This is a genomic window from Bacillus testis, assembly GCF_001243895.1.
Lineage (GTDB): Bacteria > Bacillota > Bacilli > Bacillales > DSM-1321 > Bacillus_AD > Bacillus_AD testis.
Genome location: NZ_LN851186.1, coordinates 1177861 through 1190495, shown reverse-complemented (window position 1 = coordinate 1190495; position 12635 = coordinate 1177861). Strand labels below are relative to the sequence as shown.

The following is a 12635-nucleotide window of genomic DNA, read 5'->3' as shown; positions in this document are numbered from 1 at the left end:
CCAGTTAAATAAGCTATTTATTTGAGATAAACACCACCTCTTTGCTACAATGACTTTACATAAGTTGCTAGAGGAGAAAATGATGAAGAATTCGAATGTTCCATACGATGCGATTGGAGAACAAGGCCTTAGCGATTTAGTCGATGCCTTCTATGCCAGAGTTTCAAAGCATCCGCTGCTGATTCCCCTTTTCCCTGAGGATTTGACGGAAACAGCCCGTAAACAAAAACAATTTTTAACCCAATTTCTTGGCGGTCCGCCTTTATATGCAGAGGAGCATGGCCACCCTATGCTTCGCGCTCGACATCTACCCTTTGAAATTACTCCCGAAAGAGCACAAGCTTGGCTCCAATGTATGAGTGGAGCGATGGATGAAGTCCATCTGCAAAGCGAGTTGCGTGAATTTATTTTCCAACGCCTCACTTTAACAGCCCAGCATATGGTCAATACTCCTTCCCATTAATAAAATACTTGACTGAATCGATCATCGAACAGGTATAAAGTTCCATTTTACTTCTAATAAAATGGCCTCTATACTACAAACAGTCAAGAAAGGAGAAAGCAGTTGAGTTCTCAAAAAACAGTATTTAATTTTATGGATTGGCTACATGCCCATCATTGTTCTCAAGTCGGAAAGAAACCAATTGAAATATATGTTTTTATAGATCCATTATGTCCTGAATGCTGGGCATTGGAACCGGTATTGAAGAAATTACAGATGGAATACGGAAAGATTATAAATATCAAACATGTCTTGAGCGGCAAACTCGCTTCCCTGAACTTCCACGGCAGTACACGGAAAACAAAAAAAATTAAAGCTCTTTGTGAAAAAGGAGTAAATAGGCACGATGTAACTTGTGCAAAATGCATACCCCTCTCTGCACCCGACATTATTATGCCCTATAATGCTTCACTCGCCATTAAAGCTGCAGAACTTCAGGGCAAACGCAACGGCATCCGTTTCCTGCGCACCCTTCAAGAATTTCTTTTCTTAAAGAGGAAAAATATCTCTGATCTATCTGTGCTCATTGAATGTGCACAGGCAGCTAAAATAGATATAGAAGAATTCAAGGTTGATTTTCGCTCAAACGCTGCTATCAAAGCCTTTCAGTGCGATTTAAAGATCACTGCAGAAATGGATGTTCAAGAGATTCCTACAATGGTCATTTTTAATGAGAATATTGAAGACGAGGGGATCAAGGTATCGGGGCTTTATCCATATGACGTATATTTGTCCATCCTTGCTGAAATGTTCCCTTCCCTGCCGGAACCGTCTCCACTGCCGGACATCGAATCCTTTGTAAGATTCTATAATGTGGTAGCGACCAGGGAAGTGGCTGTAGCCTATAATCTCGATGATCAAACGGCTGAGAAAGAGCTGAAAAAACTTCTATTGCAACAAATCGTTCTGCACTTGCCGACAAAGAAATACGGCACCTTCTGGAAATATAATAAAGCAGAATAAAAAGCAGGGATTCTCGCGATCTCTGCTTTTTTATTTGCTCTGAAACAGTCTCCCACCATTGTTTCCCGCCTGTGCCAAACCAAATCCTTATAACACTCAACCGGGAAAAAGCGTTTTTAAGACACGAAAAAGCCCCGCCGGGATAAGCAGGGCTTTTTCTATTCATACGAACAAAGGGGATGGGAGAAATTTTTCACGGTCAAACAAAGGGGTATATGTTTGCTTGTGATCAACTTCACACTCATTATATTACACGTTATTATTCTAAAATACAAGTGTTTGCTCTCTAATTCACAATTTCGTCAAATTTTTAGTATGATTTGATGGTGGTTTCATATACTGTAGAAACAAGTGTGTAATAAGGAGGCGCCGATGAAAAAGAGAATGTCTCTTCTTTTATTGTTTTGTATTATTGGGGCTTTTTTTCTACATATACTAGCTTTCCTTCATATTTTCCCGCTTCTATTTTCTGTTCCCATCCTTTACTTCACCCTGCTCCTATTCCTGCTGTCATTCAAAAATAGGAATCGTTTCAAAGGTTTTTAATTCCGGTAATAAGGTATTCTAAAATAATATTTATGTACCTAATATGCAAAACTGAGGCAAGTTATAACGTTTATCAAAGTGAGGGGGCATTCCAAAGAAATGCCCCCTCTTCATCTTTTATTTGTTTTCTAACAAATGTTCCAGTTCATCCAATCTTTCTTCAAATACTTTGAAGGCTTCCTTGATTGGTTCTGCAGTAGTCATATCGACTCCGGCTTTCTTCAAGACTTCGATTGGGTAATCAGAGCTTCCTGCTTTCAGGAAGTTATTGATATATCGGTCAACAGCCGGTTTTCCCTCTTCCAATATCTGTTTACTTAAAGCTGTCGCTGCGGAGAAGCCGGTCGCATATTGGTATACATAGAAATTATAATAGAAGTGAGGGATTCTAGCCCACTCTCTGCCTATTTCTTGATCGATGACAATATTATCGCCGAAATACTTCTTGTTCAGATTATAATATTCTTCCGTCAATGATTCTGCTGTCAATGTCTCTCCATTTTGCGCCTTTTTATGGATCAGCTGTTCGAATTCAGCAAACATGGTTTGACGGAAAACAGTCCCTCTGAATCCTTCTAAATAATGGTTCAATACATACATCCGCTTCTTATCGTCCTCAATCGTATTCAACAGATAATCAGTCAATAGATTTTCGTTGCATGTGGAAGCCACTTCAGCTACGAAAATGCTGTAATCGCCGTATATGAAAGGCTGGTTATTTGTCGTGTAATAGCTGTGGACGGAATGGCCGAATTCATGAACAAGCGTATACAGGTTATTCACATCATCCTGCCAATTCATTAAGATATATGGATTTGTTCCGTAAGAACCGGAAGAATAAGCTCCGCTTCGCTTACCTTTATTCTCATGGACATCGACCCAACGGTTTTCAAATCCTTCTTTCAATATCCGGCCATAATCTTCACCGAGTGGTGCCAAGCCCTTCATCACATATTCCTTCGCTTCATCATAGGTAACTTTAAATTTCACATCTTTTACCAACGGTGTATAAAGGTCGTACATATGCAATTCATCAACGCCCAGCACCTTTTTGCGGAGATCCACATATCGATGCAACAGGTTTAGATTCTCGTTAACCGTATTGACCAGATTATCATACACGCTTTCCGGAATATTGTTCGCACTTAAAGCAGCTTGGCGTGCAGAATCAAAATGTCTGATCCGGCTATTGAAGTTTTGTTTCTTTACGGTTCCGCCCAGTGTGGTGGAGAAAGTGTTCAAATATCGGCCGTATGTTTCATAGGTTGCTTCAAAAGCGTCTTTTCGCACCCTGCGGTCTTCGCTTTCAAGCAAAGTGCTGTACCGGCCGTGCGTCACTTGGATGTCTTCGCCGTTTTCATCCTTGATCGTCGGAAATTCCAAGTCGGCATTGTTCAGCATACTGAAGGTATTACTAGATGCATCCAATACTTCTGATGCTTGGGCAAGCAAAGCTTCCTCATTAGCTGATAATACATGAGGGCGCTGAAGGTTGATTTCTTCCAGGCTGTGCTCATACAGCTTAAGCTCAGGCAATTCCTGCATAAAAGCGGCAATCTTAGATTCATCTATGCTTAGGATTTCCGGTACAATGAATGAGAATGAGCTTGCTACTTCTGCATATAAAGATTTGGCGCGGCCATCCATGGCTTGGTAGACGGAATTAGCTGTATCTTGGTCATGTCTCATATGTGAATATGCATAAAGTCTGTCAAGTCTTTCGAAAATGCTGTCTTGAAATTGAAGGGCGCGGTATAAATGCTCTGCACTTTCACCAAGTGTTCCCTTTAAATCTGAAGCCTTTGATAATTCCTCTTTCAGGCTTTTATACTCCTCATCCCATAATGTATCTGTCGCAAATATATCTTCCAATCTCCATGTATCTTCCTCTTTAAGATCGCTGCGGTTAGGCAAAGCAGCTGTTTTTGTTTCTGACATATTATTCGTCCTCCACATCTAAGATTTCATTAGTACTTCTATAGCCCTAATTATACTATTAATTCTGTACTTTTCGCTCTTTTCCTGCATTTACTTCACTTTGCTCCCTTAGTGTATGAATCCATGCTATTTTTCATGAGTTTACTATAGATGCTCCATAACTTTTCATGCTTATTTTGTTCTATTTGCGAGGCTTTAGGATGAAAGGGAGTAAGCGGTTTAACGAAAACATAAAAACCTTCCGATTTTTCCTGAAGAATCCCTAAAATGACAAGCGCCTCCAAATACATATCTGCTGGCCAAAAAGCGTCTAAATATGAAAGTCCTGGCAGTAGGCGAAGTGAAATTTTTTGCTGCTTTATTAACGAAACGACGGTCCCTCTCCAATCAAAACGATGAAACCCTTCATTTATAGACAATTTAGACATACATTCACGATAGAGCCAGAATTGCCATTCCACACAATGTGTTTCATACATAAAGCCGCCCGGCACAGGGATTCCGATTTCTAAGGGCAATGTAGCGGGTGCTATATTGGTTTCGTATAGCGCTGTAAAAAAGGGGCTTGAATAATCGGCATAACGGCAGGCATTTATCCTCCATGCCAATTTTTTATGATGCCAACGCTGCAATGGATTTTTATGGTCGGGAGCCATATTTAAAAGATCATACAAAGTGATGGCAGACATCCGTTTGATCCACCGATTACAAAAACATTGCCTAGAAGAAAAAGGGATTATATGTTGGAGAATAGTGAATTGTTCGTTATGGGGGGAATAGAAGAACAGACGAGGGGCATGCATAGTTCCGAAAGCGGCACTCCATTGAAATGAAGACAACGTGCATTCCGTGCCTCGTCCATTTTTTAAGAGGTCGGCATTTAATATCCAAATAACGCGTATGCCAAGCTTTTTATAGCCCAAAGTTCTCTTTCGAACCTCTTCAGATGTGATAAGCGAACATTGGAACTCGAATGCAAATCGCCATTTCGCTTTTTCTATATATAAATCAGCACGCTGTTTAATGGCAGGAAAGTACATTTCAAGCTGAACATTGTACCCCTGCTTGCTTAGCCACCTGAACAGATGCTTTTTTCCCTGCAGATGGACAACCGACTCAGGTTCGGAAGCAGCACATTCCTCTTTTGAAAGATGGGCGAAATGCGGAACCATAACCCTGCCGGCCTTCATCATGACTTTTCCTTTGCAGCAAGGGCAGCGAAAAGATTCCTTGCGCATTTTCGCCAGCGTTTTTTCACTGCATCCAATCAATGTAATCCTTTCATTCTTTTGATTCATAGCAACCAGCAACAATCTCCCTCCTAAAATCAATTTATCGATGTATTCGCCGAAAAACCGTCTATTTCCTGCCTGCAACAAATAAGAAAAGGCTCTCTCACTTTTATGTATAATAGAAATAAATTCCACAAAGTGAAAGGCAGGTTTTTATGATTATTCGATTGCTTCATCCCCAGGATGCCAAAGAATACTTTACCCTTCGCCTGAAGGCTTTAAAAGATCATCCGGAAGCTTTTGCTTCTTCTTATGAAGAAGAAGCAAAACAGACGCATAAGAAATACAAAGAAAGATTCCAAACGGCCGCCACACAAACCTTTGGAGTTTATGAAAAACAACTTCTGCGGGGCGTGCTCACGATTGTCCCCCACTCACACAAGAAACTCAGCCATAAAGCCACACTGACAGCCATGTATGTCAGCCCGGAAGAACGCGGCAAAGGGTTTGGCAAATCTTTGATTCTCCACGCAATCGAGCATGCAAAACAATCAGGCTTCGAGCAACTTCAATTATCCGTCACTTGCACCAATACTCCAGCTGTCGACCTATATAAAAAAGCCGGCTTCGAGATATTCAGTACGGAAAAAAAGGCCTTAAAACATAACGGCTTTTACTATGATGAATTTCATATGGCCCTATTTTTGAAGTAAGAACATTTTGCTATTTCCCTCTCCTGAAGATGCAGTCGATAAAAAAAGGCTCCCTTAAAAGGAAGCCTTTCCAATCCATCACAGCAGCGGCGATAACAGTCGGCATGTGGATTCAAGGATTCTGGTCCCCAAATGCCTTGTATTAAACGATTCGCATGTCAGCTGCTGAGATTGGGTAATATCCATCTCAAAATCTTCTACCAGTTTTTGCGTCGACCGCGTACGGTATAAGAAGGCGTTTACCTCAAAATTGAGATGAAAGCTGCGCATATCCATATTGGCGGTTCCAATGGAAGCCAATTCACGGTCCACAATCACAATCTTACTGTGCATGAATCCATTTTTATATTGGAAGATCTTAACCCCTGCTTCCAACAAATCCGGAAAATAGGACCGGGAAGCATGCCAGACAATCTTTTTGTCCGGATTCATCGGTACCAGCAAGCGGACATCCAAACCGCTTAATGCCGCAATTTTTAACGCCGAAAAAATATCTTCATCGGGAATAAAATAAGGGGAAGCGATCCAGACCGATTCCTTAGCAGATGTGATCATACTGAAAAAGATATTCTTGATGACGCTCCATTCGTTGTCCGGCCCGCCTGCAATCATCTGCACACCGCCGTGGCGATGCTTTAAGGGAACACTCGGAGGCAGGTATAGATCGGTCAGGAAGCTATGGTTCGTACTGTAATACCAATCCTGCAAAAAAATCAATTGCAGCGACCTGACCGCCTCTCCTTTTGCCATAAGATGCGTGTCCCTCCAGAAACCATACGTTTCATCTCTGCCTAAATATTCATCCCCTATATTTAACCCTCCTACAAAACCGACTTTTCCATCAATCACAACAATCTTTCGGTGGTTGCGAAAATTAGCTTTATTGTTTAAGAAAGGCAAATGGACCGGACCGAACCTAGCCACTTCAACTCCGCCATTCCGTAAATCATCCAAGTATTCACGCGATAAGGTCCAGGCTCCGACCGCATCATACATAAAACGGACTTTCACTCCCTGGCCCGCCCGCTCCAATAGAACGGATTTAATATCTTTGCCGATTTTGTCATCCCGCACAATGTAATATTCCATGTGGATATGGTGCTGCGCTTTCTTCAGCTCGTCTATAATGGCAGTAAATGTCTCATTTCCATTTGTAAGAATCTGAGTTTCGGTTGCAAACGAAATCGGACTGTTGCCAATATTTTGCGCCAACTCAATCAAGTTTCTCTGGTGTTCCCCCATCATTTCCATTCTTTCCTCGCTGACAACCCGCTCCCCTTCATTCTTAAGGAAAGTCTGCTTGTCCAGGAAATATTTCTTCCTATACATTCTTTCTTTCCGGTAATTGCGCCCGAACAATAAATAAAAAATAAAGCCAAGCAAGGGAAAAGCGCCGAAAACAACCAACCACGCTAATGTTTGGGTCGGATGCCTGTTTTCAAGAAAAACCACGATCCCCACTATAATAGCCGCAAGTGAAATCAAAATACTGAATACACTAAAAATGCTGGTATGTATATAATCTCTCAATAAGTACCATACGGTGCCTAGCAAAACAAGAAAGATCAGAACCCGAACTGTATTTTTCATGCATCCACCCCCGCTATCCTATTTATCTGTATGTATACCCTATCCTATATACCCATTTTTTCTCATTATTCGGCATTAGGCAAGAGAAATAAAAAAAAACCAACTTCTGACTAGAAGCTGGCTCTTAACTTATGAAAAATAATGTTGGATGGTGGTAAATACATCCGCGGCAATAATTTCTTTGCCGTATTCCTGCACTCTGTGAATGGTCACAGGAGATTCAGCACCGTATTCCAACAAGATACTTAGTGTATTATCAACTGCTTCTTCGTCTTCTACATCCTCGTCAAATTCAACGTATAAGTAATATTTACCTTCAAACGTATACAAGGATGATTTAAACCCTTCCAAACCATTGCATTTACTTAGAGAAATCAAATCTTCAAAATCCTGGAACACAATCATACATTCCAGCACATCCAACTCATATTCTACTGGTTCTTCACCATCTACTTCCGCCTTCAACTGAAAATGTTGATCAAGAAGAGATTCAATTCGTTCATCTACGGGTAAATCCCGAATTTTGTCATCAGCAATAGGCAATTCAATTTTCTGTCCATCTTTGGTAAACTGCGCCTTTGTCACCATAATTTCTAAGCCTTTATCCATCGCTTGCACTTGAATCCAAAGTGGGCCTTCTATAGAAAATTCTTCTTCATGATGAATTTCGTCCATCATCTCCCAGAATAGTTCTTCACTCCGGTCGCGATTATACCAAATTTCATCACGGTCAAAGCCTCTTTCTTCAATATCCATATAAGAAATGTAAAATTTTACGGTATTTTCGTTAATGCGTTCTATTTCCATAAATCCCCTCTCCCTTCTGCTTGAGTATTGTTTGAAGGGAATTACCCCCAGTAAAAGTGAGTCAATTGTCCTTATTATTCTACCCTCTATATAAAGGGCATAACCATCTATTGTTCTATCTTTATTTTATGATAAAAATAAAGATAAGGAAAACAAAATGCAGAAATTCAGCAAAAACAAACATATGCCTAAAGATTCCTCTTATTTTACATAAAAAGAAAGCAGATATCAAGAAGCGTAATCAAGATAAAGGGAAACTTATTTTTGAAACGGGAGTCTTAGCCCTATTGGAAATGGAATAAAAAACAAAGCTTTATTATTACAATTTTCTAATTATTATGTTATTATATGTTAACTAACCTAAAAATAACATGATAGAGCTTGCACATTTTTTTTAAAAGGAGGTTGCCTATGCATCGGCCTGTACGTCTCATTAAACCTGACCCGCTCTTGGAGAATGAATATTTGGCTTACTATAATGAATGGAAAGCAGCGAAAGAAACGATCATCCCACAGGCCAGCGCAACAGATCCGTCTAATTTCTTCGCCTATATCGAAAAAGTTCGCAATGCAGAAAAAGGGATCGGCATTCCGGCCTCTTGGATTTCCAACTCCATGTTCTGGCTGGTGGATCATAACGAGACAATCATAGGTGCGGCAAGTATCCGCCACCGCCTTACTCCTCCTTTATTACAAACAGGAGGGCATATCGGTTACGGCATACGTCCAAGCCAACGCCAAAAAGGATATGCAACTGAACTTCTCCGGCTTGCTCTTATACAAACAAAAGTGCTTGGCATACCAAAAGTTTTGGTTACTTGCGATTCAACCAATATAGCTTCAGAAAAAGTGATCAGAAAAAATGGCGGCAAGGAAGACGAGGATTTCATTGAAGAAAATGGGAATGTGGTCAAACGATTTTGGATCTTCCAAAATGAATAAACAAAAAAAACCCTTGACCAACTTGTCAAGGGAACCATTTATATTAATTAACCATTTTTTGCGCTTCACGCAATTGATACGTACGCACTTTTCTTGGCAAGAAACGACGAATTTCATCTTCGTTGTATCCAACCTGAAGTCTTTTCTCATCAAGGATAATCGGTCTTCTTAAAAGGCCTGGATTTTCTTTAATAAGTTTATATAGTCTTTGTAGAGGCAAAGACTCTAAATTAACATTCAACTTTTGGAACGTTTTAGAACGAGTTGAAATAATCTCGTCTGTTCCATCTTCCGTCATACGTAAGATTTCTTTAATTTCTTCTATAGATAGAGATTCAGAAAAAATATTTCTTTCCGTATAAGGTATGTTATGTTCTTCAAGCCAAGCTTTTGCTTTCCGACATGACGTACAGCTTGGTGATGTATATAGTGTTACCATAGCTATCCACTCCCCTTGTTATAGAATCCTAGATCTATGATTGGGAAAACTTTTCCATTCATGACTCAAACAGACTAAATTGAAATGACTTTAAATAAGTAATTTCTACAGTTTATTATACATGAATTATTCACAAAATAAACACTTTTTTTGAAAAATATTAACAATATCCTTAAACCCTTGAAAGATGTATATCCACAGCTTCAAAACTCCTGAAAATCCCTTTACTTTCTAAGTATTTTTACCCAAAAACAACTAAAAACAAAGCAAAGTTATTCTAACATTATTCTCATTTATCATATTCCATTCATATATTAAAATAACTTTTTTCACATTTTTGCATTTCATCTTCATCTCGCTATATTGTATCTATACCCTTTCTGTACATTTGTAAACATTTTTGCTCATCTATAAATAAAATTTTAATTGGCCGGGATTATATTCTTCTCCACCAATCATTAATTGAGCCACAGGGATTCTAACGGGCTCTTGACATCCTCGTCTTTGCCATCTTTCGAAGTGGATTCTTATCCCCAATTAAAACAGGGTACAACAAATTTATTTATGGCTTGATTTCTTCATGGACAACGAAAGACTTTCGCTTCTTTTTTCTTATTTCCGCCAATAAGATATACAGAGGGATAGGAGGTTTTCGCAAATGTCCGATTATATATTCGATCTAGTGTTAACCGCCCTGCTGATCATAGGACTAACTGCTTTCAATGGGGTAATAGCAAACAGCATCGGAGAAAAAATATTTGGAGGCAAAAAACAGGGTATCTATCGAAACGCAAGCCTGCATACACAGAACGGATGGACGAATGCAGGAGGAAAACATGCTGAGGATTAATCGAAACCACCCATCACGGGTGGTTTCGATTATACGGCAAAATGAAACTTTGACTGGGTTCTTAGCGGCGTTTAAACGCCCTTTTGTTTTCTGTACCGGGCAGAAAAAACCTTTATTTCACAACCAATCGTTCTTTTTGATACTGATTGTATTCTTTTTCAGAGCACATCACGAAATGGCCTGGGCTTATCTCCCTCATTTTCACTTCTTCATCAGGCGTATACCCATGGACAGCTGGATTATATTCCGTTCTTTTCCGTAACCGTTCGCTGATTGGATCCGGCTGCGGAATGGCTGAAAGCAAAGATTTAGTATATGGATGCAAAGGATGGTCATATAAATCTTCGCTGGTCGCCAGTTCAACAAGTTTGCCGAAATACATAACCCCTATCCGGTCGCTGATGTATTTCACCATCGACAGGTCATGGGCAATAAATAAATAAGTCAATCCTTTCTCTTTCTGCAAATCTTTCAAAAGATTGACTACCTGCGCCTGGATTGATACATCAAGGGCAGATATCGGCTCATCTGCAATAATAAAATCAGGCTGGACCGCCAGCGCCCTCGCAATGCCAATCCGCTGCCGCTGGCCTCCTGAAAACTCATGTGGATACCGGTTGGCATGCTCCCGGCTTAACCCCACGGTTTCAAGCAATTCATATACCTTCTCCATCCGCTCTTCCTTCGTTTTGGCCAATCCGTGTATATCAATGCCTTCTGCGATTATATCGCTGACTTTCATGCGCGGATTAAGCGAGGCATAAGGATCCTGAAAAATCATCTGCATCTTATGGTTAAACTCTTTCAGTTCTTTTTTTGACTTTTTTCCATGAACATCCTTGCCGCGGAATAGCACTTTCCCGCCTGTTGCTTCATACAAACGGATAATGGTCCGGCCTGTCGTCGATTTCCCGCAACCTGATTCCCCGACTAGCCCTAGTGTTTCCCCTTCATAAATCTGAAAAGAAACATCATCCACCGCTTTCACCATGTTCGGCTTGCCTTGATTGAAATATTGCTTAAGATGCTTTACTTCCAATAATACCTTTCGTCCTTCCACTTCATTTCCCCCCATTCATCGCCTAGAATTGTTCATACCTTTTAATCACAGCAGCAGGCGGTTCAACTTTAGGCGCGTCAGGATGCAAAAGCCAGGTGGCTGCATAATGGGTATTCGAAACCTTAAACATAGGCGGCTGCTCTTCCAGATCAATAGCCATGGCATAGGCATTGCGCGGAGCAAAGGCATCACCTTTGGGAGGGTTCAGCAGATCAGGCGGGGTTCCAGGGATGACATAAAGCTCCTTGCCGCGAGAATCCAAATCAGGCATGGAACTGATTAATCCCCAAGTATATGGGTGTTGAGGATTATAGAAAATTTCATCTACTGTCCCTATCTCTACAATTTTCCCACCATACATGACCGCCACCCGATCAGCGACATTGGCCACCACACCAAGGTCGTGGGTAATGAAGATAATGCTCGTATCGACTTTCTTCTGCAGTCTTTTCATCAATTCTAAAATCTGTGCCTGGATGGTTACATCGAGTGCGGTTGTCGGCTCATCAGCAATCAGGATTTGCGGATTGCAGGCAAGGGCGATTGCGATCACAACACGCTGTCTCATCCCTCCTGAAAATTGATGGGGATATTGTTCAAACCGTGTTTCAGCCATGGGAATGCCGACCAATTTGAGAATATCTAGGGCCCGTTCCTTCGCTTCACCTTTGCTGACTTTCTGGTGCTTCAAAATCGGCTCCATGATTTGCTTGCCAATCTTCATGGTCGGATTTAATGAAGTCATCGGATCTTGGAATATCATTGAAATATCCTTCCCGCGAATCTTTTGCATTTGGCGTTCCGGCAATTTGGCCAAGTCTTTTCCATTAAACAGGATTTCACCGCTCTTGATTTCAGAATTTCCTGGCGGCAATAATCGCATAATGCTTTTAGTTGTAACTGATTTGCCCGATCCTGATTCTCCTACAATTGCAAGGGTTTCCCCTTTATACAAATCGAAACTTACGCCGCGAATTGCCTGGACCTCTCCGGCAAAGGTATGGAATGAAATATGCAAGTCATTCACTTCCAATAATTTTTTCATCTTTCTGC

Annotated in this window: 12 protein-coding genes; 5 read left to right on the top strand and 7 right to left on the bottom strand. The window is 40.7% G+C overall.

Annotation, left to right across the window (positions count from 1 at the left end; all coding sequences use genetic code 11):
• Positions 1-79: 79 nt before the first annotated feature.
• Together BN1765_RS06420 and BN1765_RS06415 are read left to right on the top strand one after the other, a co-directional pair.
• A complete protein-coding gene (locus BN1765_RS06420) occupies positions 80-463 on the top strand; it encodes a globin domain-containing protein (RefSeq protein ID WP_050614334.1) in 384 nt (127 codons plus the stop codon).
• A 102-nt stretch (positions 464-565) separates the two neighbouring features.
• Positions 566-1465, top strand: coding sequence for a ClpXP adapter SpxH family protein (locus BN1765_RS06415; RefSeq protein WP_230199502.1), 900 nt, complete (start codon positions 566-568; stop codon positions 1463-1465).
• A 663-nt stretch (positions 1466-2128) separates the two neighbouring features.
• Here BN1765_RS06415 and pepF read toward each other — a convergent pair.
• The gene (gene pepF, locus BN1765_RS06410; RefSeq protein WP_082195423.1) at positions 2129-3949 is read right to left on the bottom strand and encodes an oligoendopeptidase F; all 1821 of its coding nucleotides are present in this window, start codon (positions 3947-3949) and stop codon (positions 2129-2131) included.
• 95 nt (positions 3950-4044) lie between these two features.
• Positions 4045-5259 carry a competence protein CoiA gene (locus BN1765_RS06405; protein ID WP_050614332.1) on the bottom strand — a complete coding sequence of 405 codons (1215 nt, stop codon included), beginning with the start codon at positions 5257-5259 and terminating at the stop codon, positions 4045-4047.
• A gap of 137 nt (positions 5260-5396) precedes the next feature.
• Here BN1765_RS06405 and BN1765_RS06400 point away from each other — a divergent pair, with 137 nt between their 5' ends.
• Positions 5397-5894 carry a GNAT family N-acetyltransferase gene (locus BN1765_RS06400; RefSeq protein WP_050614331.1) on the top strand — a complete coding sequence of 166 codons (498 nt, stop codon included), beginning with the start codon at positions 5397-5399 and terminating at the stop codon, positions 5892-5894.
• 78 nt (positions 5895-5972) lie between these two features.
• Here BN1765_RS06400 and cls read toward each other — a convergent pair whose 3' ends face one another.
• Positions 5973-7484 carry a cardiolipin synthase gene (gene cls / locus BN1765_RS06395; RefSeq protein WP_050614330.1) on the bottom strand — a complete coding sequence of 504 codons (1512 nt, stop codon included), beginning with the start codon at positions 7482-7484 and terminating at the stop codon, positions 5973-5975.
• Between the two features lie 129 nt (positions 7485-7613).
• Positions 7614-8291 carry an adaptor protein MecA gene (gene mecA / locus BN1765_RS06390; protein ID WP_050614329.1) on the bottom strand — a complete coding sequence of 226 codons (678 nt, stop codon included), beginning with the start codon at positions 8289-8291 and terminating at the stop codon, positions 7614-7616.
• A gap of 411 nt (positions 8292-8702) precedes the next feature.
• On the opposite strand from mecA, the gene BN1765_RS06380 reads away from it, so the two are divergent.
• Positions 8703-9233, top strand: a complete 531-nt coding sequence (locus BN1765_RS06380) for a GNAT family N-acetyltransferase (protein ID WP_050614327.1) — start codon at positions 8703-8705, stop codon at positions 9231-9233.
• A 43-nt stretch (positions 9234-9276) separates the two neighbouring features.
• On the opposite strand, the gene spxA is transcribed toward BN1765_RS06380, so the two are convergent.
• The gene (spxA, locus tag BN1765_RS06375; protein ID WP_050614326.1) at positions 9277-9672 is read right to left on the bottom strand and encodes a transcriptional regulator SpxA; all 396 of its coding nucleotides are present in this window, start codon (positions 9670-9672) and stop codon (positions 9277-9279) included.
• A gap of 658 nt (positions 9673-10330) precedes the next feature.
• Between spxA and BN1765_RS06370 the strand changes: the two genes are divergently transcribed.
• Complete coding sequence (locus tag BN1765_RS06370) at positions 10331-10522, top strand: hypothetical protein (protein ID WP_050614325.1); 192 nt, start codon at positions 10331-10333, stop codon at positions 10520-10522.
• Positions 10523-10634: 112 nt separating this feature from the next.
• Here BN1765_RS06370 and BN1765_RS06365 read toward each other — a convergent pair whose 3' ends face one another.
• Both BN1765_RS06365 and BN1765_RS06360 read right to left on the bottom strand, forming a co-directional pair.
• Positions 10635-11597, bottom strand: a complete 963-nt coding sequence (locus BN1765_RS06365; RefSeq protein WP_050614324.1) for an ABC transporter ATP-binding protein — start codon at positions 11595-11597, stop codon at positions 10635-10637.
• 7 nt (positions 11598-11604) lie between these two features.
• Complete coding sequence (locus BN1765_RS06360) at positions 11605-12627, bottom strand: ABC transporter ATP-binding protein (protein WP_050614323.1); 1023 nt, start codon at positions 12625-12627, stop codon at positions 11605-11607.
• Positions 12628-12635 lie beyond the last annotated feature (8 nt).

Coding starts and splice junctions, on each gene's coding strand:
- BN1765_RS06420 (WP_050614334.1), top strand. CDS start 80: ATGATGAAGAATTCGAATGTTCCATACGATGCGATTGGAGAACAAGGC.
- pepF (WP_082195423.1), bottom strand. CDS start 3,949: ATGTCAGAAACAAAAACAGCTGCTTTGCCTAACCGCAGCGATCTTAAA.
- BN1765_RS06400 (WP_050614331.1), top strand. CDS start 5,397: ATGATTATTCGATTGCTTCATCCCCAGGATGCCAAAGAATACTTTACC.
- cls (WP_050614330.1), bottom strand. CDS start 7,484: ATGAAAAATACAGTTCGGGTTCTGATCTTTCTTGTTTTGCTAGGCACC.
- mecA (WP_050614329.1), bottom strand. CDS start 8,291: ATGGAAATAGAACGCATTAACGAAAATACCGTAAAATTTTACATTTCT.
- BN1765_RS06380 (WP_050614327.1), top strand. CDS start 8,703: ATGCATCGGCCTGTACGTCTCATTAAACCTGACCCGCTCTTGGAGAAT.
- spxA (WP_050614326.1), bottom strand. CDS start 9,672: ATGGTAACACTATATACATCACCAAGCTGTACGTCATGTCGGAAAGCA.
- BN1765_RS06370 (WP_050614325.1), top strand. CDS start 10,331: ATGTCCGATTATATATTCGATCTAGTGTTAACCGCCCTGCTGATCATA.
- BN1765_RS06365 (WP_050614324.1), bottom strand. CDS start 11,597: ATGGGGGGAAATGAAGTGGAAGGACGAAAGGTATTATTGGAAGTAAAG.
- BN1765_RS06360 (WP_050614323.1), bottom strand. CDS start 12,627: ATGAAAAAATTATTGGAAGTGAATGACTTGCATATTTCATTCCATACC.